Origin of the sequence: Streptomyces aurantiacus JA 4570, assembly GCF_000414115.1 — a bacterium.
Classification (GTDB): Bacteria; Actinomycetota; Actinomycetes; order Streptomycetales; family Streptomycetaceae; genus Streptomyces; species Streptomyces aurantiacus_A.
In genome coordinates, this window is the sequence record NZ_AOPZ01000267.1 from 1 (window position 1) to 367 (window position 367).

Annotated in this window: 1 protein-coding gene; it reads right to left on the reverse strand. The window is 78.2% G+C overall.

Annotation, left to right across the window (positions count from 1 at the left end):
- On the reverse strand, window positions 1-367 hold a 367-nt coding region (locus tag STRAU_RS24470), incomplete at both ends, for a biotin/lipoyl-containing protein (RefSeq protein WP_037661633.1).

The window sequence follows — 367 nt, forward strand, 5'->3', positions numbered from 1 at the left end:
GAGCGGCGGCGGGGGCGGCACCGGGCGCACCGATGACGGCGAGCTTGGCGCCGACCTCGGCGGTCTCGTCCTCAGCGACGACGATCTCCAGGAGAACGCCGGAGGTGGGCGACGGGATCTCGGTGTCGACCTTGTCCGTGGAGACCTCGAGCAGCGGCTCGTCGGCCTCGACGGACTCGCCGACCTCCTTCAGCCAGCGGGTGACGGTGCCCTCGGTGACGGACTCGCCGAGCGCGGGCAGGGTGACCGCGGTGCCCTCGGCGGAGCCGCCGGAGGAAGCCGGGGCGGCGGGGGCCTCGGCGGGGGCGGCCGGAGCGGCCGGGGCCTCGGCGGCGGGAGCCGGGGTCGGCTCGGCGGCCGGAGCGGG